This is a genomic window from Rhodoferax sp. TH121 (assembly GCF_002251855.1).
Classification (GTDB): Bacteria; Pseudomonadota; Gammaproteobacteria; order Burkholderiales; family Burkholderiaceae_C; genus Allorhodoferax.
Map to the genome: position 1 here is coordinate 898,593 of NZ_NOXW01000022.1, position 23,631 is coordinate 922,223.

The 23,631-nt window shown below is 61.9% G+C and carries 24 protein-coding genes; 17 read left to right on the forward strand and 7 right to left on the reverse strand.

Annotated elements, in window-relative coordinates; all coding sequences use genetic code 11:
• Positions 1–14: 14 nt before the first annotated feature.
• From CHU94_RS18615 to CHU94_RS18675, 13 genes are all read left to right on the forward strand, one after another.
• Positions 15–995 (forward strand): Tim44 domain-containing protein, encoded by a 981-nt coding sequence (locus CHU94_RS18615; RefSeq protein ID WP_176452091.1) that lies wholly within the window; start codon positions 15–17, stop codon positions 993–995.
• A gap of 41 nt (positions 996–1,036) precedes the next feature.
• Positions 1,037–1,591 carry an SCP2 domain-containing protein gene (locus CHU94_RS18620; RefSeq protein WP_094482616.1) on the forward strand — a complete coding sequence of 185 codons (555 nt, stop codon included), beginning with the start codon at positions 1,037–1,039 and terminating at the stop codon, positions 1,589–1,591.
• Positions 1,588–3,153: a ubiquinone biosynthesis regulatory protein kinase UbiB gene (gene ubiB / locus CHU94_RS18625; RefSeq protein WP_094482618.1), complete on the forward strand. Its 1,566-nt coding sequence runs from the start codon at positions 1,588–1,590 to the stop codon at positions 3,151–3,153. Before CHU94_RS18620 ends, ubiB begins: the two co-directional genes overlap by 4 nt.
• A 51-nt stretch (positions 3,154–3,204) precedes the next feature.
• Positions 3,205–3,516: an FmdB family zinc ribbon protein gene (locus tag CHU94_RS18630; RefSeq protein WP_094482620.1), complete on the forward strand. Its 312-nt coding sequence runs from the start codon at positions 3,205–3,207 to the stop codon at positions 3,514–3,516.
• Between the two features lie 31 nt (positions 3,517–3,547).
• Entirely contained in the window at positions 3,548–4,189 is a 642-nt protein-coding gene (locus CHU94_RS18635) for a DUF502 domain-containing protein (RefSeq protein ID WP_176452102.1), read from the forward strand.
• A gap of 47 nt (positions 4,190–4,236) precedes the next feature.
• A complete protein-coding gene (gene aspS / locus CHU94_RS18640; protein WP_094482622.1) occupies positions 4,237–6,051 on the forward strand; it encodes an aspartate--tRNA ligase in 1,815 nt (604 codons plus the stop codon).
• A 61-nt stretch (positions 6,052–6,112) separates the two neighbouring features.
• Complete coding sequence (gene nudB, locus CHU94_RS18645; RefSeq protein ID WP_094482624.1) at positions 6,113–6,592, forward strand: dihydroneopterin triphosphate diphosphatase; 480 nt, start codon at positions 6,113–6,115, stop codon at positions 6,590–6,592.
• Between the two features lie 59 nt (positions 6,593–6,651).
• The gene (locus CHU94_RS18650) at positions 6,652–7,392 is read left to right on the forward strand and encodes an endonuclease/exonuclease/phosphatase family protein (RefSeq protein ID WP_094482911.1); all 741 of its coding nucleotides are present in this window, start codon (positions 6,652–6,654) and stop codon (positions 7,390–7,392) included.
• Positions 7,389–8,588 (forward strand): cardiolipin synthase ClsB, encoded by a 1,200-nt coding sequence (gene clsB, locus CHU94_RS18655; RefSeq protein WP_255034037.1) that lies wholly within the window; start codon positions 7,389–7,391, stop codon positions 8,586–8,588. Before CHU94_RS18650 ends, clsB begins: the two co-directional genes overlap by 4 nt.
• Positions 8,589–8,701: 113 nt before the next feature.
• Positions 8,702–9,403: a GTP cyclohydrolase I gene (folE, locus tag CHU94_RS18660; RefSeq protein ID WP_094482628.1), complete on the forward strand. Its 702-nt coding sequence runs from the start codon at positions 8,702–8,704 to the stop codon at positions 9,401–9,403.
• A 4-nt stretch (positions 9,404–9,407) separates the two neighbouring features.
• On the forward strand, positions 9,408–9,830 hold the full coding sequence (locus tag CHU94_RS18665; protein ID WP_094482630.1) for a BLUF domain-containing protein: 423 nt from the start codon (positions 9,408–9,410) through the stop codon (positions 9,828–9,830).
• 97 nt (positions 9,831–9,927) lie between these two features.
• Positions 9,928–10,809, forward strand: coding sequence for an EamA family transporter (locus CHU94_RS18670; protein WP_094482632.1), 882 nt, complete (start codon positions 9,928–9,930; stop codon positions 10,807–10,809).
• Between the two features lie 3 nt (positions 10,810–10,812).
• Positions 10,813–11,649 carry a DUF429 domain-containing protein gene (locus CHU94_RS18675; protein ID WP_094482634.1) on the forward strand — a complete coding sequence of 279 codons (837 nt, stop codon included), beginning with the start codon at positions 10,813–10,815 and terminating at the stop codon, positions 11,647–11,649.
• 18 nt (positions 11,650–11,667) lie between these two features.
• On the opposite strand, the gene CHU94_RS18680 is transcribed toward CHU94_RS18675, so the two are convergent.
• The 5 genes from CHU94_RS18680 to gpmA form a co-directional block, all read right to left on the reverse strand.
• On the reverse strand, positions 11,668–12,504 hold the full coding sequence (locus CHU94_RS18680; protein ID WP_094482636.1) for a MinD/ParA family protein: 837 nt from the start codon (positions 12,502–12,504) through the stop codon (positions 11,668–11,670).
• The gene (locus tag CHU94_RS18685) at positions 12,504–13,298 is read right to left on the reverse strand and encodes a GGDEF domain-containing protein (RefSeq protein WP_094482638.1); all 795 of its coding nucleotides are present in this window, start codon (positions 13,296–13,298) and stop codon (positions 12,504–12,506) included. The genes CHU94_RS18680 and CHU94_RS18685 overlap by 1 nt, the downstream gene beginning before the upstream one ends.
• A gap of 99 nt (positions 13,299–13,397) precedes the next feature.
• A complete protein-coding gene (locus CHU94_RS18690; protein WP_094482640.1) occupies positions 13,398–14,147 on the reverse strand; it encodes a molybdopterin-synthase adenylyltransferase MoeB in 750 nt (249 codons plus the stop codon).
• A 6-nt stretch (positions 14,148–14,153) separates the two neighbouring features.
• Positions 14,154–15,590: a S41 family peptidase gene (locus CHU94_RS18695; protein WP_094482642.1), complete on the reverse strand. Its 1,437-nt coding sequence runs from the start codon at positions 15,588–15,590 to the stop codon at positions 14,154–14,156.
• A 98-nt stretch (positions 15,591–15,688) separates the two neighbouring features.
• Positions 15,689–16,432 carry a 2,3-diphosphoglycerate-dependent phosphoglycerate mutase gene (gene gpmA / locus CHU94_RS18700; RefSeq protein ID WP_094482913.1) on the reverse strand — a complete coding sequence of 248 codons (744 nt, stop codon included), beginning with the start codon at positions 16,430–16,432 and terminating at the stop codon, positions 15,689–15,691.
• 106 nt (positions 16,433–16,538) lie between these two features.
• Here gpmA and CHU94_RS18705 point away from each other — a divergent pair, with 106 nt between their 5' ends.
• The 4 genes from CHU94_RS18705 (at position 16,539) to CHU94_RS18720 (ending at position 18,839) form a co-directional block, all read left to right on the forward strand.
• Positions 16,539–16,946, forward strand: a complete 408-nt coding sequence (locus tag CHU94_RS18705; protein ID WP_094482644.1) for a rhodanese-like domain-containing protein — start codon at positions 16,539–16,541, stop codon at positions 16,944–16,946.
• A 29-nt stretch (positions 16,947–16,975) separates the two neighbouring features.
• Positions 16,976–17,239 (forward strand): glutaredoxin 3, encoded by a 264-nt coding sequence (gene grxC, locus CHU94_RS18710; protein ID WP_094482646.1) that lies wholly within the window; start codon positions 16,976–16,978, stop codon positions 17,237–17,239.
• 84 nt (positions 17,240–17,323) lie between these two features.
• Positions 17,324–17,767 carry a protein-export chaperone SecB gene (gene secB, locus CHU94_RS18715; RefSeq protein WP_094482648.1) on the forward strand — a complete coding sequence of 148 codons (444 nt, stop codon included), beginning with the start codon at positions 17,324–17,326 and terminating at the stop codon, positions 17,765–17,767.
• Between the two features lie 55 nt (positions 17,768–17,822).
• Positions 17,823–18,839, forward strand: a complete 1,017-nt coding sequence (locus CHU94_RS18720; RefSeq protein WP_094482915.1) for an NAD(P)H-dependent glycerol-3-phosphate dehydrogenase — start codon at positions 17,823–17,825, stop codon at positions 18,837–18,839.
• Here the strand turns inward: CHU94_RS18720 and cphA (CHU94_RS18725) are convergent.
• Positions 18,836–21,406 carry a cyanophycin synthetase gene (gene cphA, locus CHU94_RS18725; RefSeq protein ID WP_094482650.1) on the reverse strand — a complete coding sequence of 857 codons (2,571 nt, stop codon included), beginning with the start codon at positions 21,404–21,406 and terminating at the stop codon, positions 18,836–18,838. The genes CHU94_RS18720 and cphA (CHU94_RS18725) overlap by 4 nt on opposite strands.
• A gap of 7 nt (positions 21,407–21,413) precedes the next feature.
• Positions 21,414–23,588: a cyanophycin synthetase gene (cphA, locus tag CHU94_RS18730; protein WP_094482652.1), complete on the reverse strand. Its 2,175-nt coding sequence runs from the start codon at positions 23,586–23,588 to the stop codon at positions 21,414–21,416.
• Between the last annotated feature and the right edge of the window lie 43 nt (positions 23,589–23,631).

Below are 23,631 nucleotides of genomic sequence, written 5' to 3' on the forward strand. Positions count from 1 at the left end.
ATTTTGGAGCAATCATGAAATTCTGGGCTTTGGGTTTGGCCTTGGTTTTGTCCCTCTCGGGCATCAACGCAGAGGCCGCCAAACGGCTGGGCGGCGGCAAGTCACTGGGCAAGCAATCCAGCAACGTGACGCAACGCGACGCTGCGCCCGCAGCACCGGCGGCCCCGACACAGAACGTCAACAATGCAGCAGCCAAACCCGCGCCCGCAGCGCCTGCCGCTGCAGCGCCCAAGCGCCCTTGGGGCGCCATGCTGGGTGGTCTGGCTGCGGGCCTGGGCTTGGCGTGGTTGGCCAATTCGCTGGGCCTGGGAGAAGCCTTTGGCAACATCCTGATGTTTGCGTTGCTGGCCATGGTGGTCATGATGGCGGTGGGCTGGTTCATGCGTAGCCGCAAGCAGGCAGCCGCCTCCAGCTCGCCTTTTGCTTTTCAGGGTGCTGGTGCAGGCCAGGCGCCGGTGACTGTGGCCAAGCCCTACCGCGCAGAAAACGTAGGCAACGACGCGTCGGCCCGCCCCTGGGAGCGCAGCAGCATGGCGTTTGAAGCGCCACAGCAGCCTCAAGGAGGCTCGATGATCGGCTCCGCGCTGATGGGTTCGCAGACCTGGGGTGTGCCCGCCGGTTTTGACAGCGAAGGCTTCCTCAAGGCCGCCAAGACCAATTTCGTGACCCTGCAGGCGGCCTGGGATCGCTCCGATATTCCGGCTCTGCGCGCCATGATGACGGACGGCATGCTGAAGGAAATCCAGGCCCAGTTGGCCGAGCGTGAAACCCACACTGGCAGCGGCCCCAACATGACCGACGTGGTGATGATCGAAGCCCGACTGTTGGGCATCGAAGAGCTGCCCGACGAGTACATGGCCAGTGTCGAGTTCTCCGGCATGATCCGCGAAGAAGCTTCGGCGGGCCCCAGCCCCTTCCGCGAAGTCTGGAACATGACCAAAGCCAAGACCGGTGCGAGCGGCTGGTTGGTTGCTGGCGTGCAGGCGCTGCAATAATCCGATAGCAGCGCGAGAGCGTGCCTGATAATCAGGGGACTATGGCAACACAGTCCCCTTTTTCTATGTTCGAGGGCTTTTTGAAGGCCCTCCCCACGCCACCCGCTCCCCCTGCCTGGATGGTGGAAGAAAGCCACCGCCGTGTGGTGCTCTTGCTCAACCACGTGCTCCAGCAGGAACCGCAAGCCATGGAGCGCCTAGCACGCCAGAAGGGCAAGGTCGTTGTGAGCCAATGGCAGCAGTTCACGTTCAAGGTGCAGGCTACTCCGGCAGGCCTGTTGGACCTGGCAGCCCCGGATGCGCGGCCTGACCTGACCTTGGCCATCTTGGAAGAATCTCTGTTTGCGATTGCCCAGGCCCTGATGCAAGGTGAAAAACCCAAGGTGCGCATCGAAGGTGATGTGCAGCTGGCGGCTGAAATCAACTGGCTGGCCGACCATGTGCGCTGGGATGTGGAGGAAGACTTGTCCCGCATCCTCGGCGATGCACCGGCCCACTTGTTGATGCAGACCGGGCGCACCTTGGCCCAAGCCCTGCAGCAGTTTGTTGGCAAGCGCACCGCGTCGGCTGACACGGCCTCTGGCACTGCCGCATGACACGGCTGGGCCGCGGGGTTTTTATCGTCTGGGTGGCCTTGCGTTATGGGCTGGACGAGTTGGTGCTTACCAGTTTCCAGAAGCCTTGGCTGCGCCTGCTGGCGCGCCTTGTATCGCTAGGGCGCAAACTGGACGCACCGCGCGGGCAGCGCCTGCGTGAGGCGCTGGAGCGCCTCGGTCCGATCTTTGTGAAATTTGGACAGGTGCTGTCTACCCGGCGCGATTTGCTGCCGCTGGACATTGCCAACGAGCTGGCCAAGCTGCAGGATCGCGTGCCGCCGTTTCCTTCCGAGGTGGCGGTTGCCACCATCGAACGCGCCCTGGGCAAACCCCTGGCCGAGCTCTTTGATTCGTTCGATCACACCCCGGTGGCCAGCGCATCGATTGCGCAGGTGCACTTTGCCGTGCTGCGCGACCGCAAGGGCCAGCCGCGTGAGGTTGCCGTCAAGGTGCTGCGCCCCGGCATGCTGGGCGTGATCGACAAGGACCTGAGCCTGATGCGCATGATGGCCGGCTGGGTGGAAGGCCTGTCGGCTGATGGCAAGCGCCTGAAGCCGCGCGAGGTGGTTGCGGAGTTCGATAAGTACCTGCATGACGAACTGGACTTGGTGCGCGAAGCGGCCAGCGCCGCCCAGCTGCGCCGCAACATGGAGGGTCTGGGCCTCGTCCTCATCCCCGAGATGTGGTGGGACCTGTGCAGCACCGAAGTCTTGGTGATGGAGCGCATGCACGGTGTGCCCATCAGCCAGGTGGACCGTTTGCGCGCCGCGGGCGTGGACATTCCGAAGCTGGCGCGCGATGGGGTGACCTTGTTTTTCACCCAGGTGTTTCGGGATGGTTTTTTCCACGCTGATATGCACCCGGGCAACATCCAGGTCAGCCTGGCGCCGGAGACCTTTGGTCGCTACATCTCGCTGGATTTTGGCATCGTGGGCACCTTGACCGAGGTGGACAAGGAGTACCTGGCGCAGAACTTCGTGGCGTTCTTCCGGCGTGACTACAAGCGGGTGGCCGAGCTGCACATCGAGTCGGGCTGGGTGCCTGCCAGCACCCGGGTGGACGAGCTGGAGGCTGCGGTGCGCGCGGTCTGCGAGCCCTACTTTGACCGTCCGCTCAAGGAAATTTCGTTGGGGCTGGTGCTGATGCGCCTGTTCCAGACCTCGCGCCGCTTCCAGGTGGAAATCCAGCCACAGCTGGTGCTGCTGCAAAAGACCTTGCTCAACATCGAGGGGCTGGGCCGCGACCTGGACCCCGATCTGGACCTGTGGGCCACGGCTAAGCCGTTTCTGGAGCAATGGATGCTGGAGCAGGTGGGCCCCCAAAAACTGATCCGCGAACTCAAGGCCCAGGCGCCGCGCTACGCCAAACTGTTGCCCGAACTGCCGGCTTTGTTGCACCAGTTCCTGCAACAGCGGGGCAGTGACAACAGCCAGTTGGTGCGGGAACTGCTGGTGGAGCAAAAACGGACCAACCGCCTGCTGCAAACGCTGGTAGCGGCGGTCATCGGTTTCGCGCTGGGCATGGTGGTCATGCAGATTGTGGTTCGGGTTGGGGTTTTCTGACCGCCACTTATAATTGAGGGCTTTGCAACTTGATGCCAGAGCCTTACTTCCATGCCCATCTACGCCTATAAATGCGAGTCCTGCGGGTTTGCCAAGGACGTATTGCAGAAAATCTCCGATGCCCCGCTGCAAGATTGCCCCACTTGCGCCAAGCCCACGTTCAAAAAGCAGGTGACTGCTGCGGGCTTTCAGCTCAAAGGTTCCGGCTGGTACGTGACCGATTTCAAGGGCGGCTCCGCGCCGTCCACAGCCGTGGCTCCGGCCGCGAGCGAGTCGAGCAGCCCGGCTGCCGGCGAAAACACTGCAGCCAAGCCTGTGGATACAGCGCCTGCTGCCCCAGCCGCCAGCACCACAAGCTCCTGACCTACTTCTGCGAACTGGAAATACCGTGCCCATTAAAAAATACCTGCTCACCGGCCTGATGGTCTGGCTCCCCCTGGCCATCACCATCTGGGTGTTGCTGTGGTTGGTGGGTCTGCTGGACGCCGTGTTTGGTGGGTTTTTGGCCGGCGTTGCTGCCGTCACGCCCGAATCCATGGGCCCGCACATTGAGCGCCTGCACAACATTCCCGGTCTCGGCGTGCTGCTGGTGTTTGCCGCCATGTTGATCACCGGTGCTCTGGTGTCCAACGTGGCCGGCCGCTGGTGGGTCAAGCAGTGGGACCGCCTGTTTACCAATATACCCATCGTCAAGTCCATCTACAACAGCGTCAAGAAGGTGTCTGACACGCTGTTTTCCAGCAATGGCAATGCGTTTCGCACGGCCTTGCTGATCCAGTACCCGCGTGCGGGCAGCTGGACCATTGCCTTCCAGACGGGTACGCCCAGCGGTGAAGTGCAGAGCCATCTGAATGGCGAGTTTGTCAGTGTCTACGTGCCTACCACCCCCAACCCGACCAGCGGCTTCTTCCTGATGCTGCCCAAGGCGGATGTAATCGAGCTGGAGATGAGCGTGGACGAAGCGCTGACCTACGTGATTTCCATGGGGGCGGTCGCGCCACTTGCGTCAGCGCCCCAAGCGTCTTCCTCCCAATAACCTATTACCAACCCGCCGCCCACAAGGCGGCGAACTGAAAGCAAGCTATGGCCATGCGCTCCCACTATTGCGGTCTTGTGACCGAAGCCCTGTTGGGCCAAACCGTAACCCTGTGCGGCTGGGTGAACCGCCGCCGTGACCACGGTGGCGTGATTTTTGTCGACGTGCGTGACCGCGAAGGGTATGTGCAGGTGGTGTGCGATCCTGACCGTGCCGATATGTTCAAGATTGCTGAAGACATCCGCAATGAGTTTTGCGTGCAAATCAAGGGCCTGGTGCGTGCGCGTCCCGAAGGCACGACCAATGACAAGCTCAAAAGCGGCCAGATTGAAGTGCTGTGCCATGAGCTGACCGTGCTCAACGCCTCGGTCACGCCTCCGTTCCAGATCGATGACGAGAACCTGTCCGAAACCACCCGCCTGACGCACCGCGTACTGGACCTGCGCCGCCCCTACATGCAGAACAACCTGATGTTGCGCTACCGCGTGTCCATGGAAGTGCGCAAGTTTTTGGATGCCAATGGCTTCGTAGATATCGAAACCCCGATGCTCACCAAGAGCACGCCCGAAGGTGCGCGTGACTACCTGGTGCCCAGCCGCGTGCATGATGGCCAGTTCTTCGCCTTGCCCCAGTCGCCCCAGCTGTTCAAACAGCTGCTGATGGTGGCCGGATTCGATCGCTACTACCAAATCACCAAGTGCTTCCGTGACGAAGACCTGCGCGCTGACCGCCAGCCTGAGTTCACCCAGATCGATATCGAAACTTCCTTCCTGACCGAAGAAGACATCCGTGACATGTTCCAGGGCATGATCACCACGGTGTTCAAGAACACTATTGGTGTGGACCTGGGCGAATTCCCGGTCATGACCTACCAGGACGCAGCGCGCTTGTACGGTTCCGACAAGCCCGACTTGCGCGTGAACTTGCAGTTTGCCGAACTGACCGACGTGATGAAGGATGTGGACTTCAAGGTCTTCTCCGGTGCTGCCACCATGAAGGGCGGTCGCGTGGTGGCCTTGCGTGTCCCTGGTGGTTCGAAGGAAGTCGGCGGCATCAGCCGTGGCGAAATCGATGCCTACACCGAGTTCGTCAAGATCTATGGCGCCAAGGGTCTGGCCTACATCCGCGTCAACGAACTGGCGAAGGGCCGTGACGGTCTGCAAAGCCCCATCGTCAAAAACATCCACGACGCGGCTCTGGCTGCGGTGTTGGAGCGTACCGGTGCGCAAGATGGCGACCTGATCTTCTTCGGTGCCGACAAGGAAAAGATCGTCAACGACGCGATTGGTGCCCTGCGCATCAAGATCGGCCACAGCGAGTTTGGCAAGAAAAACGGCTTGTTCACCGGTGGCTGGAAGCCGCTGTGGGTGGTGGATTTCCCCATGTTCGAATTCGACGAGGAAAGCCAACGTTACACCGCCGTGCATCACCCCTTCACCGCGCCCAAGGCCGGCCACGAAGACTGGATGGTGTCCGCGCCCGAGAAGTGCATTTCGCAAGGCTACGACATGGTCTTGAACGGTTGGGAAATGGGTGGCGGTTCCGTCCGTATCCACCGCGCCGACGTGCAGCAAAAGGTGTTCGATGCGCTCAAGATCACGCCCGAAGAAGCCCAACTCAAGTTCGGCTTCCTGCTGGACGCGCTGCAGTACGGCGCGCCCCCGCACGGTGGCCTGGCCTTCGGTCTGGACCGTATCGTCACATTGATGACGGGCGCCGAGTCCATCCGCGACGTGATCGCCTTCCCCAAGACCCAGCGCGCCCAGTGCTTGCTCACGCAAGCGCCCAGCCCGGTGGACGAGAAGCAGCTGCGCGAGCTGCACATCCGTTTGCGCAACCCGGACGCTGCCAAGGCCGCGTAAGCACGCGCCAGCCGGCAAGGCTGGGGCACAATGAAAGGGCGCTCAATGGGCGCCCTTTTTTATGCCCAAGCCCTACAAGATTCCGCAATCGGTGCTGGTGGTGATCTACACACCCGCGCGCGATGTGTTGCTGTTGCGCCGTGCGGATACGCAAGAAGAGTTCTGGCAGTCGGTCACCGGGTCCAAGGACGCCACCGATGAGGCCTGGGCGGTCACCGCTGCACGCGAGGTCTGGGAAGAGACCGGCATAGACTGCCGCCCAGGTGGGGCGCTGGCAGCGCAGTTGCAGGACTGGCTTTTGGAAAATGTCTATGCGATCTACCCGCGATGGGCGCACCGCTATGCGCCGGGCGTGACGCACAACACCGAGCGGGTGTTTGGCCTTGAAGTGCCGCTTGACACGCCGGTCACCCTGAGTCCGCGCGAACACACGGCGTACCAGTGGCTGCCCGTGCGCGAAGCGGCGGCCTTGTGTTTTTCGGGGTCCAATGCGCAGGCGATTGAACGATTGAAAAGTGTGGAGTTATTTAAGAGTTATTAGGCTGTAGCGCGCGTGGATATTGCGCAAGCAGCTATCATTTTGGAAGCGAGTTACAGACCATGCAACACTTGCGCATTGCCACCTACAACATCCACAAGGGCGTGCAAGGCCTGATTTTCAACAAACGCCTGGAAATCCATAACCTGGGCCACGCGGTGGAGCAGTTCGATGCTGACGTGGTTTGCCTGCAAGAGGTGCGCAAGGTGAATCGGCAGGAAGCGGAGTATTTCACCCGTTGGCCGCAGATGCCGCAGGCAGATTTTCTGGCCCCCGAGGGGTATGAGGCGGTGTACCGCACCAACGCCGTGACGCGCCACGGTGAGCATGGCAACGCGCTGCTGTCGCGCTGGCCGGTGCTGGACCACCAGCATGAGGACATGTCCGACCACCGCTTTGAGCAACGTGGCCTGCTGCATGCCGAAATGCAGGTGCAGGGCCGGTCGCTGCACGTGATTGTGGTGCACCTGGGCCTGATCCGGGCCAGCCGGGTGCGGCAACTGGCGCAGCTGCGGCGCTACATTGCACGCCGCGTGCCCGATGACGCGCTGCTGGTCGTGGCGGGTGATTTCAATGACTGGGGCCATCTGGTGCATCGCACACTGGGGTCCGTCGGTTTGCACGCCCATGCACAGGCGCGTGTGCCGACCTTCCCCTCGCGCCTGCCGCTGGCGCAGTTGGACCATGTGTTTGCGCGCGGCTTGCGGCCGGTGGGGCTTTCGGTGCCGAACGGGCCGATATGGCGCCGCATGTCGGACCACCTGCCCTTGATTGCCGAGTTTGCCTGGCCCGATGCTCCATGACCGACGCGCCCTATGTGCCTGGCCATCAACTGCGGCTGCTGCAGGGCGGGCAGGACTATTTCCCGGCGCTGGTGGCGGCCATCGATACCAGCCAGACGGAGGTGCGCCTGGAGACCTATATCTACGCCTTTGACGCCGAGGGTGAGCGTGTGGCGCAAGCGCTGGAGCGCGCGGCCCTGCGTGGGGTGCGTGTGGCGTTGCTGATGGACGGCATTGGCACGCCACAGGTGCCGCCGGCCTGGCAGCAGCGCTGGAACGCGGCCGGGGTGCACTGGTTGCGCTTTGCTCCGCTGGGGCGGCTGGGGTTACTGGTGCCCAGCCACTGGCGCCGCCTGCACCGCAAGCTGGCGGTGGTGGATGGCAGGGTGGCGTTTTGTGGTGGCATCAACATCCTGGACGACTACAGCGACCCCCAACATGGGCCTCAGCAAGTGGCCCGCTTTGACTTTGCCGTTCAGGTGCATGGGCCCTTGGTATCCCAGGTGCACAACGCCATGGCCCAGTTGTGGGACCGGCTGCTGGCCACGCGCCAACTGGAGCAGGGCCAGTGGTCTGCGGCACGGGCCGTGTGGCACAGCATGGCACGCCTGCAGGCACCTGACGTGTCCGGCGCACAGGGTGGGGCATTGGCGGCACTGGTGCTGCGCGACAACGTGCGCAACCGCACCCGCATCGAACGGGCTTACCGCAAGGCTTTGGGTACGGCGCAGCGCGAGGTGTTGATTGCCAATGCCTATTTTTTGCCTGGCGGCAAGCTGCTGCGTGCCTTGGTGCACGCAGCGCGGCGCGGTGTGCGCGTGCGTTTGCTGCTGCAGGGACGCTACGAGTACTTCATGCAGTACCACGCAGCACGCCCTGTGTTCGGGCTGTTGCTGGCGGCGGGGGTCGATATCCACGAATATTCCAGCGGGTTTCTGCACGCCAAGGTGGCGGTGGTGGACCAGCAGTGGGCCACGGTGGGCTCGTCCAATCTGGACCCGCTGAGCCTGCTGCTGGCGCGCGAGGCCAATGTGGTGGTGCAGGATGCCGCCTTTGCCACAGAGCTTCAGCAGCACCTGGAGGCGGCCATGGCCCAGCACAGCCGCCCGCTGGATGCGCAGGACTTTGGGCGGCGGCCTTGGCAGCAGCGGGCCTTGGACTGGCTGGCCTATGGCTTGATGCGGCTGACTTTGCTGCTGGCAGGGCGCCGTTATTGAGTTTTGCTACAAAAAAAGTAGCTTTTAACGCAGTGTTTATAAGGGCTTATAGCCAAAAACCCTACTATTCAAAGACTGGTAACATGCTTTCATTCTTGATCTCATAAAGCGCCATGAAACCTACCGACGCCGACGAGGGAACCCCGGTTTCCGTCAAAATTCGCGAACGCCTGCAGGCCTCCCGCAAACGTTTCAACGCCAATGACAACATTGCGCCTTTTATTGAACCTGGCGAGTTGGAGCTGCTGTTGGACGAGGTGGAAGAGAAGATGAAGGGCGTGCTCAGCAGCCTGGTGATCGACACCGACAACGACCACAACACGGACAACACCGCCCGCCGCGTGGCCAAGATGTATGTCAATGAGGTGTTCCGCGGCCGCTACGTGCCCGCGCCCAGCATCACCGAGTTTCCCAATGTGGGCCACCTCAACGAGCTGATGATCGTGGGCCCGATCACGGTGCGCAGCGCATGCAGCCACCACTTTTGCCCGGTCATCGGCAAGATCTGGATCGGCGTGATGCCCAATGAGCATACCAACGTGATTGGACTGTCCAAGTACGCGCGCCTGGCCGAATGGATCATGGGGCGCCCCCAGATTCAAGAAGAGGCCGTGGTTCAGCTGGCCGACCTGATCCAGGAAAAAACCCAGCCCGATGGCCTGGCCATCGTGATGGAAGCCAGCCACTACTGCATGGCCTGGCGGGGCGTGAAGGACATGGACAGCAAGATGATCAACTCGGTCATGCGCGGCGTGTTCCTCAAAGACCCCACCTTGCGTCGCGAATTCCTGTCCCTCATTCCCCGGAAAGGCTAATGCCATGTTGGTTCGTTTGCTCTACGCCAGCCGTGCGATTGACTCCAATCCAGAGGCCATCGAGGCCATCCTGACCCAGTCACGCCACTACAACCCCACCTGCGGCATCACCGGCATCCTCTGCTACGGCGGCGGCATTTTCTTGCAGGCCATCGAAGGCGGGCGCATGGCGGTCAGTGATTTGTATGGCCACATCCAGAAAGACGTGCGCCACAAGGACGTGGTGTTGCTGCACTACGAGGAAATCACCGAACGCCGCTTTGGTGGCTGGACCATGGGCCAGGTGAACATGTCCAAGATCAATACCAACATCTTGCTCAAGTACGCCGAGAAACCCGAGCTCGATCCGTACTCGGTGTCCGGCAAGGTCTCCCTGGCTTTGCTCGAAGAGTTGATGGCCACTGCGTCCATCATTGGTCGGGCCTGATTAGGCCCCACGCTCCGCCGCTGCGCGGAGCACTGCCCCTCAAGGGGGCAATTGCTCCTTGGGACGGCCCGGTGGGGCGTCGCTCCTCCCATTGACCATGCCTCTTTCCGCCCTCGCGCTTGTCATCTTTGCCGGCCTGATTCACGCAAGCTGGAACATCGCGGCCAAGAAGGCGGGAGGTGACGCACGGTTTGCCTGTTTCACGGCGCTGGTGATGATGGTGTTCTGGGCGCCCTTGGGGCTGTGGCTGGGCTGGCAGCAGGTGCCCGGCTGGGGCCGCACCGAATGGGGCTTTGTGGCACTCAGCGGCGTTCTCCACGTGGTCTATTACGTGGTCTTGTTGCGCGGCTACCGCAAGGCAGACCTCACAGTGGTCTACCCGCTGGCACGGGGCTCTGGGCCGTTGCTTTCGTCCATGGTCGCGATCTTCTTTTTGGGAGAGCACATTTCCAGCTGGGGTGTGCTGGGCATCCTGGCCGTGGTGGGCGGGGTGTTTCTGGTGGCGGGTGGTCCGGGCTTGTTCCGCCAGGCACACGACGCCCAGCAGCGTGCGCGTCTTCGCAAGGGCATGGTCTACGGCTTGCTCACGGGGGTGTTTATTGCCAGTTACACCGTGGTTGATGGGTATGCGGTGAAGGTCTTGCTGCTGTCCCCTATCCTGATCGATTACTTCGGCAATTTTGTCCGTCTGGTTTTTTTGCTGCCCCCCGTGTTGCGGGATCGGCCTGCTGCGGCAGTCTTGTGGGCTCAGCAGTGGAAGTACGCACTCATCGTGGGCATCATCAGCCCCATCTCCTACGTGTTGGTGCTGTATGCCATGCAGGTCGCCCCCATGAGCCATGTGGCACCCGCGCGCGAAGTCTCCATGCTGTTTGCTGCCTTGCTCGGCGGGCATTTGCTGGGGGAGGGGGATCGCGTGGCGCGCTTTTTGGGAGCTGCCTGCATTGCGGTGGGGGTGATGGCCCTGGCCTTGGGCTGACGTATGCGCTTGCTTGTTGGGTGTGATTTCTCCAGCAGCCCGTCGCGGCGCAAGCAAATTGTGCTGGCTACCGGGCATATGGACCGGGGTCGCTTGCTGCTGCAAGGGCTGGAGCGACTGGCCTCGCTGGATGCTTTCAGTGCGTGGCTGCTGGAGCACCCGGCCTGGACTGGCGGCTTCGATTTGCCTTTTGGCCTGCCGCGGGAGTTGGTGCAAACCTTGGGTTGGCCGCTGGAGTGGGAGCCCTGTATACGCCATTACGCCAGTCTCTCACGTGCAGACATTCGCGCGCAGTTTGCGGCTTTCTGTGACGCGCGCCCCATAGGTGGCAAGTTTGCGCACCGGGCGACCGATGGCCCGGCAGCCTCCAGCCCCTCCATGAAGTGGGTCAATCCGCCCGTGGCCTACATGCTGCATGCCGGTGTACCGCGGCTGCTCGATGCTGGGGTGTATGTACCCGGCGTACAGCCCGCCTTGCCAGCGGGCACGCAGGCTGGCCGTATTGCCCTAGAGGCCTATCCCGCCTTGCTGGCGCGCGAGATGGTGGGGGGGCGCAGCTACAAGAGCGACGATGCTGCGAAGCAGACGCCAGAGCGCCTGATCGCGCGCAAGGACCTTATTCATGGCCTCGAAATGGGCAGCGCCCGTTTGGGGCTGCGCCTCAAGCTCAGCCATGCCCAGCGGGATACCTTGGTGCAAGACGCTACGGGCGATGCGCTGGACGCCGTGTTGTGTCTGATGCAAGCCGCTTGGGCACAAGGCCAGTCCGACAGCGGGCATCCGTGTTACGGTCTGCCTGAGAATCTGGATCCGCTGGAAGGTTGGATTTTGACGGCCTGAGCGCGCTCCTGATACGGCTCAGGCTGCGCGCGGGGCGACCGTCTCTTCGATCTTCACGGCCAGCTGGGCGATAGCCAGAGCCGCTGGGCAGCCAGGCATGGTTTGCATCAGCAGCTGACGGCGCATGATGGCCTGGCGCACCGAAGGGTCGGCTGGGATATCGCCCATGTGCAGCAATTTCAGCGGCTTGCCACTTTCGGTGGTCACAAAGCGGTCCAGCACTTGCTGCAGCTGGGTGGTGATGGCACGGCCGTCGCCCAAGCGGGCGGTCTGGTTGATCACCACGCGAATCGTGCTGCGCTTTTGCTGGCTGGCCAGTACCTTGATGGTGGCGTACGCATCGGTGAGTGAGGTTGGCTCTGGCGTGGCAACCACGAGTACCTCGGAGGCCAGCGATACGGCAAACAAGACCACATCAGAAATGCCGGCCCCGGTGTCCAACAGCACCACGTCGTAGTGCGGCACCAGACCACTCATGATGCGCAAGAAATCGTCGCGCACCTCGGGCGTCAGGCGGGAATATTCCACCATGCCAGAGCCGGCCAGCAACACCGAGAAGCCGCCGGGCGCACGGATGATGGCTTCTTCGAGCTTGGCCTTGCCGGTGAATACGTCGTGCAAGGTGATCTTGGGGTAGAGGTTCAGCACCACGTCCAGGTTGGCCAGGCCTAGGTCAGCATCCAGCACCAGTACGCGGTGGCCGCGTTTGGCCAGTGCCGCGGCGAGGTTGGCCGAGACAAAGGTTTTACCCACACCGCCTTTGCCACTGGTGACGGCCACCACTTTGCCCAAAGGCTTGAGCGGCACGCCGGTGCTGCCTTCAGCGGTTTCGGGAGGATTTAGCACGTCAGACATCAAAACACCCTCTGCATGGCGCCATTGTTATTCCCGGCCGACATGTCGGTGGGGGCGCTTTCGATCCAGGCGGGGTCGCCCAGCGACAAGTGACCGAACAAAAGATTCTTTTCCTCGGCACTGACAAATACTTCTTGCTGCTGGTCCAGCAGCACGCGGTTGCGTCCCTCGGCCTTGGCGCGGTAGAGCTGTTGGTCAGCACGTTCGCTCCACAGCGCCGCGGTAGAGCGCACCCATTCGGGAGCAAAAGCACCGCCCACACTGATCGTTACCTGGATGCTTTGCCCCGGTGCGATCTGGATGGGCAAGCTCTCGATGGTTTTGCGGATACGTTCGGCCACGATAGATCCATAGGCGGTGTGGCAACTGGGCAGCATCACGGCAAACTCTTCGCCGCCCAGGCGTGCTACCGTGTCCATGGGGCGAACACAGCCCAGCAAAGTTTTGGCAATCGCCTGCAACACGAGATCACCAGCTTGGTGGCCGTAGGTATCGTTGACTTTTTTGAAATGGTCAATGTCCATCATCAGCATCAACGCGGGCTCACCTGAGCGCGCCACCACGTCAATGGCCCTGTCAACCACGGACCGAAAGTGTCTGCGATTTGCCAAGCCGGTCAGAGGGTCCTTGAGGGACAGTTCACACAGGCCGTCAATGATGGCCTGCAAGTGCACGGTGGCCGAGGCTTCAGCCGGTGGCAAGTTGAGGTTCAGACCGTGGTGGAGCAAAGCACGCGCATCGTCCAGCCGCAGATGCTGCAGAGCGACAGGGTCAGAAGGTGCGTTAGTGGCCACAGGGTGTCAAAGGGTCGCAATAGCGTACTGAAAGTCTAACAGGTCGTTTTGGGGCTGAAGGCAGGATTTGCCCGGTCTTGCAGGGCAATCTGCGGCGCTTCAACGCCCGGCGCACACCGGGCAATGGGCTTGTCGCGGCAGGCGCACTTCGTTCCACTCCATGTTCCGACCATCCAGCATCAACAGCCGCCCCGCCAGACTGGGAGTGAGGCCCAGCAGCAACTTGAGCGCTTCCGCGGCCTGCGTGGCTCCAATGATGCCGACCAGCGGGGCGAAGACGCCCATCGTGGCGCATTGTGTCTCTGGGGGCGCATCGCCAGGTGGAAATGCGCAGGCATAACACGGCGTGTCGTCGGCACGCGGATCAAAAACGCTAATCTGGCCGTCGAAGCGAATGGCCGCGCCCGAAACCAGTGGCTTGCGTTGTGCAACACAGGCGGCGTTCACCGCTTGGCGGGTGTTGAAGTTGTCGCAGCAGTCCAGAACAACGTCTGCCTGTGCGACCCATTCGGGCAAGGTTTCTGTATCTGCCTTGCCATGGATGGCAGTGACCTGTACCAATGGGTTGAGACCTTGCAGGGTCATTGCCAACGAACTGACTTTTGGCTCGCCAACCCGTGCGGTGGTGTGCGCAATCTGCCTCTGCAAGTTGGTCAGGTCTACGGTGTCGGGGTCCACCACGGTGACATGACCTACCCCGGCGCAGGCCAGGTACATGGCAGCGGGGGAGCCCAAGCCTCCGGCCCCAATGACCAGGGCATGGGCGGCGTTCAACCGCTCTTGCCCTTCTATCCCAATCTCATCCAGAAGGATGTGCCGCGAATAACGCAGCAGCGCGTCATCCTGCATGGCCGATCAGTTGTCCTTGCTTTCTTCCTTGCGCTCGGTCAGGGTTTTGCTCACTATCACGGGCTTGCCTTTGAGCTGGTTGAGGGCCTGTTGCAGTTGGAAGTCTTTGTCCGATCCAAACTCGGGGGGGCGGCGTTCAGAAGCAGGCTTGCGCGACTCTTCTTCGAGGCGTTTCATGGCTTCTTCACGTGCTTTCTCGCGTGCGGGGTCTTTCTTTTCTTCGCCCTGACCACTGGTCAAGTGTTTCTCCAGGTCGGCTTCACGCATGCGCAAAGCTGCGTAGGGGCTGCCTTCTTCGGTATCGTCCACCATCACGTCAGGCACGATGCCTTTGGCCTGAATGGAGCGTCCACTGGGGGTGTAATAGCGCGAGGTCGTGATTTTGAGTCCCGTGTCAGGGCCCAGAGGACGGAAGGTTTGCACCGAGCCCTTGCCAAAGGTCTGGCTACCCATGATGGTGGCGCGTTTGTGGTCTTGCAGCGCGCCCGCCACGATTTCGCTGGCCGAGGCCGAACCTTCGTTGACCAGCACGATCAGCGGGATTTTCTTCAGGCTGGCTGGCAGGGACTTGATGGCGTCCGATCCGTCGCGGCCCATGTAATCACGCGCCGTGGCCTTGAGCACCTGCTTGCTCTCGGGGGTCTGGCCATTGGTAGACACCACGGTCACGTTCTCCGGCAGGAATGCGGCAGAGATGGCTACCGCCGCATTCAGCAGACCACCGGGATCGTTTCGCAGGTCCAGCACCAAGCCCTTGAGCTTGGGGTCTTGTTTGTAGACTTCGTCGAGCTTTTTCGCGAAATCATCCACCGTACGCTCCTGGAACTGGCTGATGCGAATCCAGGCGTACCCAGGTTCAATGAGCTTGCCGCGTACCGATTGCTGTTTGATTTCTTCGCGCGTGATGGTCACCGGGAAGGTGCGGTTCTCATCCTTGCGGTAAATGGTCAGCAGCACCTTGGTGTTGGGCTCGCCCCGCATGCGCTTGACGGCGTCATTGAGCGACAGGCCTTTGACTGCGGTGTCATCGATCTTGGTGATCAGGTCATTGGTCTTGAGGCCGGCGCGGAAGGCCGGTGAGCCCTCGATGGGCGACACGATCTTGACCAGACCGTCTTCCTGGGTGATTTCAATGCCTACGCCGACGAATTTCCCGGAAGTGCCTTCGCGGAATTCCTTGAACGATTTCTTGTCGAAATACTGGGAGTGCGGGTCCAGGCTGGCCACCATGCCGGAGATGGCGTCTGTGATGAGTTTTTTCTCATCCACTGGCTCCACATAGTCACTCTTGACCATGCCAAAGACTGCGGCGAGCTGTTGCAGCTCTTCGAGGGGCAAGGGGGTCAAGGTATTGCGCGCTACGGTTTGCAGCGACACGGTAGTTAGTGCCCCGGCCAGTGCGCCCAAAGCAATCCAGCCGGTAATTTTCAGTTTGTGACCCATAAGTATTCCTGTGCCGCGCCAATATACACCTTGGAGGTCACTCTTTCGCCCCGGTTCCCTAGCTGCCCCACTATTTCAGTGGGGCAGGTTGCGTCAGCTTAGGCCTTGCCTTGGGAGGCTACCGCTGCCGCAGCCTTAGCTGCGGCTTCGGCGTCACCCAGGTAGTAGTGGCGGATCGGTTTGAGGTTCGCATCCAGTTCGTAGACCAGCGGGATGCCATTGGGGATGTTCACACCCACGATGTCATCGTCGGAGATGTTGTCCAGGTACTTGATCAGCGCACGGATGGAGTTGCCGTGGGCGGCTACGACGATGCGCTTGCCGGCCAGGATGGCGGGCGCCATGGCTTCGTTCCAGAAGGGCAGAACGCGGGCCACAGTGTCTTTCAGACACTCGGTCAGGGGGATCTGGTCGGCCTGTAGCTTGGCGTAGCGAATGTCCGAGCGCTCGCTGCGCGGGTCTGTCGCTTCCAATGCGGGTGGCGGGGTGTCGTAGCTGCGGCGCCATACCAGCACCTGGTCGTCGCCGTATTGTTTCGCTGTCTCTGCCTTGTTCAGGCCTTGCAGGGCGCCGTAGTGGCGCTCGTTCAGGCGCCAGCTGTGAACTACGGGCAGCCAGGTCCGGTCCATTTCGTCCAGCGTGTGCCACAGGGTGCGGGTGGCGCGCTTGAGCACGCTGGTGTAGGCCACGTCGAACTCGTAGCCCTCGGCCTTGAGCAGCTTGCCGGCGGTTTTGGCCTGCTCCACGCCCAGCGGGGTCAGGTCCACATCGGTCCAGCCGGTGAAGCGGTTTTCAAGGTTCCAAGTGGATTCGCCGTGGCGTACGAGAACGAGTTTGTACATGGTATGGGTGGCTAAACGGTAGGGAAAACCGGGCAGCGTGCCCGGCGGCGTACAGCTTGCCATTCTAAAATGCCGGGTTAGTGTGAAGTAACCAACAAGGAACAAAGTGAAATTTATTCTCGACAACTGGCCTCTGATTTCGATTGCATTGCTCTCCGGCGCGCTGTTGCTGTGGCCTGTGTTGCAAGGTGCCACGGCGGTGGGCATTGATCCCAATGCAGTGGTGCAGCTGATCAACCGCGAGAAGGCGGTGGTGGTGGATGTCTGCCAGCCGGAAGAGTATGCGCAGGGTCACATTGTGGGCTCCAAGAACGTTCCTCTGGCAGACCTGGAAGCCAAGTTGCCGGGTTTGGTGAAGAACAAGGCCTTGCCTCTGGTGCTGGTCTGTCAGAGCGGTGCTCGCTCGGCGCGTGCCGTGGCCACTGCCAAAAAACTGGGCTATGAGCAGGCCCAATCGCTGGCGGGCGGGCTCAAAGCCTGGAAAGCCGCTACGCTTCCGGTTGAAAAGGCCTGAGTAGGCCTGCTGAACCCGAGGTAAGAACCATGCAAGCCGTCAAGATGTACACCACCGCCGTCTGCCCCTACTGCGTGCAGGCCAAGCGTATTCTCAAGTCAAAAGGCGTAGAGACCATCGAGGAAATCCGGATTGATGCCCACCCCGAAGAGCGCGCCAAGATGATGGAAATCACCGGCCGACGCACCGTGCCTCAGATTTTTATCGGTGACACCCATGTCGGCGGCTGCGACGACCTGATGGCCCTGGACAGCCGGGGCGGCTTGCTTCCCTTGCTGGGCGCGGCGGCCTGACATAATTCCGCCCAACGAATGTTGTTTTCGTAGCCCGTCGGTGTTGTGCCGGCGGGCTTCTGTTTATCTAGAGAGACTATTGCTATGGCTGACCAAGATCCCGTTTTCCAAATCCAACGCGTGTACCTGAAAGAGGCCTCGCTGGAGCAACCCAATTCGCCCGCCATCCTCTTGCAACAAGAGCAACCCTCTGTGGACATCCAACTGGGCGTGGAAGCTGCTCCTGTGGCCGATGGCGTGTTTGAAGTTTGCGTGACCGCCACCGTAACCACCAAGATCGAAGACAAGACCGTATTCCTGGTGGAAGCCAAACAAGCTGGCATTTTCGAAATCCGCAACCTGCCCCAAGAACAACTGGGCCAGATCATGGGCATCGCCTGCCCGCAAATCGTCTACCCCTATCTGCGCGGCAACGTGGCAGACCTGATTCAGCGTGGTGGCTTCCCGCCCGTGCATCTGTCGGAAATCAACTTCCAGGCGATGTACGAACAGCAACAAGCGGACACTGCTGGCAGCCTGCCCCAGTAAGCGTGTTTAGGGGTCATTTTGGCCTCTAAGCCGCATGGATATTGCGCAAACAGCTATGAATATCATAGTGTTGGGTGCCGGTGCCTGGGGTACTGCGCTGGCCATCAGTGCGGCACGGGTGCCTTTGGTAGGGCGCACCGTTACGCTCTGGGCGCGTGACGCTGCGCTGGTGGCAGACATGGCGGCCCAGCGTGAAAACGCTCGCTACCTGCCGGCACAGGCATTGCCTCCCACATTGCAACTCAGTGCCCAGCCTCTGGATAGTTTGGTGGCAGCGGTACACGCCAATGACTTGGTCGTTGTGGCCACCCCCATGGCCGCATTGCGCGGCATGCTGAACCAGCTGCAAGGTCTGTCCGCGCCCGTGGCATGGCTGTGCAAAGGTTTTGAGTCCTCGGTGCAAGGCGCCTACGGCTTGCTAGGCCATGAGGTACAGGTCCAAGCGGCCCCGCAGTTGCAGGCTGGCGTACTCAGCGGCCCCAGTTTTGCGCAAGAAGTGGCGGCTGGCCAGCCCACGGCCTTGGTTGCCGCCAGTGCACATGCGAATGTGCGCGAGGCATTGGTCGCTGCGTTCCATGGCAACTCCTTGCGTGTTTACGCGAATGACGATGTGATTGGCGTGGAAGTGGGCGGTGCCGTGAAAAACGTGCTCGCCATTGCCACTGGCCTGTGTGACGGATTGCAGCTGGGCCTGAACGCCCGTGCGGCGCTGGTCACGCGTGGCTTGGCCGAAATCACCCGCTTGGGCCTGGCCCTCGGGGCCAAGCCTGAGACCTTTATGGGACTGAGCGGTCTGGGCGATCTGGTGCTCACCGCCACCGGCGATTTGTCACGCAACCGCAAGGTGGGACTCGCACTGGCCCAGGGGCAGACGCTGGCGCAAGCCGTGCAGGCTTTGGGCCATGTGGCTGAAGGCGTGTACAGCGCGCGCACCGTGCTGCAGCGGGCCCAGCACCTCGGGGTGTCCATGCCCATCACCCAGGGGGTGGTGGATCTGCTGGACGGTCGACTCAGCCCTGTGCAGGCGGTCACCACTCTGATGGGCCGGGAGCCCACCGTCGAAGGCGCCTAGCCTTTTTGCACCTTGGCCGCAATGTGGGCCATGGCTTCTTCCACCTGGTCCACCAGCACCAAGCACAGCTCGCCGGGCTGGAGCTGGTCCATGGCGGTGTCGATCGCCAAAAACTCGCCAAACACCTCGGAGCGCTTGACGGTGCGCTTGGCATTGGCCAGTCCTTCACGCAGCAAGGCAATCACCTCGCCATCGTTGCGCCCCCGCTGGCACTGGTCTTCGAACATCACCACTTCATCAAAGGCATCGCCCAGGATTTCGGTTTGCTGGCGGATGTCCTGATCGCGCCGGTCGCCCGCGCCGCTGATGACCACGGCCCGGCGCGTAGCGGGCATGGCCTGCACCGCCTGCACCAGCGCCAGCATGGCATCGGGGTTGTGGCCATAGTCGGCAATCACGGTGGCACCGCGGTAGTTGAACAGGTTGAAGCGGCCGGCTGCGTTGTGGCTGTCGTTCGAGAAGTTGGCCAGGCCTTGGCGGATGGTTGCCCAGTCTTGGCCCAAGGCCCAGGCGGCAGCCACGCTGGCCATCACGTTCTCGACCTGGAAACCAATGGTGCCGCCCAGGGTGATGGGCACATCGGCCAGCGGAATGGACTGCAGCAGCTCGCCCTTGGCAGCAATCAGGTGACCGCCTTCCACAAACACCACCGCATGGCCCTGCGCACGGTGGGTGGCCATGACTGGATGGTTCTTGTCGGCAGCAAAGAAGGTCACTGCGCCTTTGCATTTGGCTGCCATCGCAGCCACGATGGGGTCCGCCGCGTTGAGCACGGCGGTGCCGGTGGTGGCCACGTTCTGCACGATAACGCGCTTGAGTACAGCCAGTTCATTCACCGTGGTGATGTAGTTCAGGCCCAGGTGGTCGCCGCTACCTACGTTGGTGACCACGGCCACATCGCAGCGGTCAAAGGCCAAGCCTTCGCGCAGCACGCCGCCACGCGCGGTTTCCAGCACGGCGGCATCCACATCCGGGTGTAGTAGCACGCTGCGTGCGCTCTTGGGGCCGCTGCAGTCGCCGGTGTCAATGGTCTCACCATTGACGTAGACGCCATCGGTATTGGTCATGCCCACGCGCAGCCCGCTTTGCGTCAGCAAGTGCGAGATCAGGCGCACGGTGGTGGTTTTGCCGTTGGTTCCGGTCACCGCCACGATGGGGATACGGCCGTCCTGCCCCTTCTTGAACATGCTGGAGATGATGGCCTCGCCCACAGCACGGCCCTTGCCGAAGGAGGGCGAGAGGTGCATGCGCAGACCGGGCGCCGCGTTCACTTCCACAATGCCACCGCCTTGTTCTTCCAGCGGTTGCAAGATGCTGTCGCTCACCACGTCCACACCACAAATGTCCAGACCCACCATGTGTGCCGCCGCAATGGCGCGGGCCGCTACTTCGGGGTGCACATCGTCGGTGACATCGGTGGCGGAGCCGCCGGTGGACAGGTTGGCGTTGTTGCGCAGGTTCACCCGTTGGCCTTTTTCGGGCACGGAGTCGGCGGTCAGGCCCTGGGTGGCCAGGCAGGCGTGGGCAATATCGTCAAAGCGGATCTTGGTCAGCGAGGTGGCGTGGCCGGAGCCGCGGCGTGGGTCCTGGTTGACCTGCTCCACCAGCTGGGCAATCGTGTGCACGCCGTCACCCACCACTTTGGGCGGGTCACGCCGGGCCGCTGCGACCAGCTTGTCCCCGATCACCAGCAGGCGGAAGTCGTTGCCTGGCATGAAACGTTCGACCAGGATGTCATCGCGGAACTCCCGCGCAGTGGCATACGCCTTGCGCAACTGGGCCTCGGAGCTGATGTTGACCGTTACGCCCTTGCCCTGGTTGCCATCCAGAGGCTTGACCACCACCGGCAAGCCGATGTCTTGTGCAGCTTTCCAGGCGTCGTCGGCATCCGACACTGCTCGGCCTTCGGGCACGGGCACACCAGCGGCTGCCAGCAGCTTCTTGGTCAGTTCCTTGTCTTGTGCGATCGCTTCTGCAATGGCGCTGGTGGCATCCATCTCTGCAGCCTGAATGCGGCGCTGTTTGCTACCCCAACCCAGGCGCACCATGCTGCCTTCGGTCATGCGGCTGTAGGGAATACCGCGTGCCACAGCCGCGTCCACGATGGAGCCGGTGCTGGGGCCCAAGCGGACGTCCTCGTCGAGTTCGCGCAGCTGTTCCAGTGCGGCTGGGAGATCGAATGGGGTGTCGTTCAGGGCCGCCACACAGAGTTGCTGGGCCAATTCCAAAGCCAGCTTGCCCACTTCTTCTTCGCTGTACTCCACCACCACCTGGAACACATGCTGCTCCACTGTGGGGGTGGTGCAGCTGAAGGTCACCGGGCAACCGGCTTGGGCTTGCAAGCCCAATGTGGCCAGTTCCAATACGCGCGCCATCGGGACGTGGTCATCGTGGCCTGTGGCCTGGAAGGGGCTTATCTCGGGGAAACGTGCGCGCAAGCGGGTCTCAAACCCTGGCAAAGCTGCAATGTTGCACTCGTCAGCGCTGCACTCCACCACGGTTTGGATGGCCGTGTGGTGGGTCCACAAATTGGGGCCGCGCAGGGCGCGGATGCGGTTCACTTGCATGGAGGGCTCAGTAGGGAGTTTTCTTGGGGTTGGAATCGAAGGTGCGCAGTCCGGCTGCAATCAGCTCGACCGGTATGTTCAGCGCCCATGCGGCGGCCACGGCGGCCATCACCAGTTCGGGCTGGGCAGCTTTCACCGGGTTCAGGGTGTTCAGCGGCAACAGGGCGATCTCTTCGGCCTGCTGGGCCAGCACGACTTCGCCGTTGCGGACAAACACCACTTTTTCACCAGCAGCCCGATGTGCCACCAGGGTCGGGTGTTGTGCATCGGGGGCATAAAAAATGACCTTGCCGTCGCACAACTCCGCCAGCTCCACCACCTGCGGGTCGCTAGCATTGAGCACGGCAGTGCCGCTGGGCAGCACAACGTCCACTTGGGTGCGGGTGACCTTGAAGGCTTGCTCAGCGTCCTGAATGTCGTACTGCTGGAGGTCCTCAGTCCAGCCCACATTGGTGACCACGCCCACGGCACAGCGGTCGTAGGCCAGGCCTTCACCCAATATCATGGCGCTGCTGTTTTCAAATACGGCAGCCTGCACCGAGCGGTTAATCAGCAGGCGCTGACTAGGCTCCCAGCGGGCACAGTCGGTAGCAACCACGCGGCGGCCATCGAGGTACAGGCCTTCGCTGCAGGCCAGGCCCACATGGCGGCCGCTGATGTGCACCAGCCAAGCCACCAAGCGCGCCAGGCGACCGGTATTTTGGGTGCCAGTGATGCCGATGACGGGAATGCGACCATCTGCCTGCGGTTCAAACAGGTGTTCGACAATGGCCTTGCCCACATTGCGAGGGGTGCCTATGGCTGGTTTGATGTGGAACAGCAGGCCGGGGCTGGCATTCACCTCAATCACAGCGCCACGCTGGGCTTTCAGGGGGCGGCTGCAATCGTCCAGGACCATGTCGATGCCAGCAATATCCAGGCCCACCACGCGGGCGGCCAGTGCAGCGGCGGCGGCGACCGTGGGGTGGACTTCGTCCGTCACATCCCAGGCCACATTGCCGTTGCGCTGAATCAGCACCCTGCGGCCGGCAGCAGGCACGCTGTCGGGGGTCAGCCCGGCGCGGCGCAGCTCCAGCTGCACTTCGGGGCTTTTCTCCGGTTCGATGGGCGACAGCGGAAGTTCTTCGGCCTCCCCCCGGCGCGGGTCGGTATTGATTTGGGCATTGACCAGGGCCGTGACGGTGGATTGGCCATCACCGACGACCCAGGCCGATTCGCCCCGGGCCGCAGCCACGACCCGCTTGCCTACCACCAGCAATCGGTGTTCGTTGCCTGGAATGAACTGCTCGACGATGACGCTGCCGCCACTTTGTTCCTTGGCCACATAGAAGGCTGTTTCCACACTGGCTTGGTCCGACAGGTCCAGCGTGACGCCACGGCCATGGTTGCCGTCATACGGCTTGATGGCCACAGGCAAACCGATGTCCTGGGCCGCTTCCCATGCAGCTTCAGGGGAGTTGACGAGTGTGCCCTCCGGCACCGGCACACCGCAGGCCTTGAGCAAGCTTTTGGTCAGGTCCTTGTCGCTCGCAATTTCTTCGGCAATGGCGCTGGTCTGGTCGGTCTCGGCGGTCCAGATGCGGCGCTGGGCAATGCCGTAACCCAGTTGCACCAAGTTGCCCTCGGTCAGGCGGATGTGGGGAATGCTGCGGTCAGTGGCCGCATCCACGATGTTGGAGGTGCTTGGCCCCAGGCACAGCGAATCCACCATCTCGCGCAGCACCGTGAGTTGTGCTTCGAGGTCGTAGGGGGTGTTGTTGATAGCGGCGACGACCAAATCCCGGGCCACCACCAAGGCCGCCCGCCCAACCTGCTCCTGCCGGGTGCGGAAGGCCACCTTGTACACGCCGCGCTGGGAGGTCTGGCGGGCTTTGCCAAAGCTGGTTTGCATGCCAGCCAGGTTCTGGATTTCCAGCGTGACATGCTCCACGATATGGGCGGCCCAAGTACCTTCCTGCAGGCGCTGCAAAAAACCGCCGCGCACGCCCGGGCTGCATTTGTGTTCGATCAGGCCCGGCAGCCAGCCGGTCAGCCGTTCGTAAAAGCCGGGCAGGGTGTTCGAGGGGTGGTCTTCCAGGCTGCCAATGTCCAGCCAGGCCTCGATGACGGGGCGGTACGTCCAGATATTGGGACCGCGCAAGTAGGTTACCCGGAGAATGTCGATGTTTTTCTTGGCTGTCATGGCTGTATGAGGTGGGGCGGTGCACCATTGTGACGCGGCGCGC